Source organism: Alteromonas infernus, from assembly GCF_902705815.1.
Window position 1 is genome coordinate 1 of the sequence record NZ_CACSIG010000077.1, and the last position, 647, is coordinate 647.

At 37.9% G+C, this 647-nt stretch carries 1 pseudogene; it reads right to left on the bottom strand.

The features are described 5' to 3' along the window. A pseudogene (locus ACX5J7_RS18310) lies at positions 1–407 on the bottom strand (hypothetical protein); the annotation flags it as partial. Between the last annotated feature and the right edge of the window lie 240 nt (positions 408–647).

Consider the following 647-nt stretch of genomic DNA (forward strand, 5'->3'; position numbering starts at 1 on the left):
ATTACATCTGCACGTTGGAATGTTTTTAAACCTTCATTTCTTTCAAAACTAACATTGTCGAACTTTTCTGCCAGCTTTTGGTATTTGTTTATTATCGAATGATCAGTGATTTTGGGATGAAAGGTTATTATCCATTCCCAATCTCTACGTTCAGCAATCTGATGTATTGTGTCATATAAGGCCTCTACCGAAGTTATACCCCGACTAAATGTAGGCGAATATAATATTGTAGTTTTACCTTCGTTCTGCAGAGTAGGTTCTGTAAAAAACTGGATCAACCTTACACCAACCTGTTTCATAACATTTAAAGAAACCAAGCTTTTCTTCCAATTGCTTGAATACAGGTGTGCTGCTAGGACCTTGTGTACAATACAAGTCAAACCAATTTCGAATTGTAAAATGGTCATCCAGTACATTTCCCTTCTCACCACGTTTCCCTACTGCATACCCATGAAATACTGCGACCTTTATTCCAGGAAGAAAACTGATAAACTAAAGTTACCGCACGCAAAAACTTGCAAGTGGTCATAACTTTTTTACGTCATCAATTGTTTGCAAGCAAGACTTCAGTGTCATCAAGTAAACTTTTCACACGTAGACTCTAGGTACCACGCAACGTCATCACCTCTCGCTCTTATCTCAGCTAA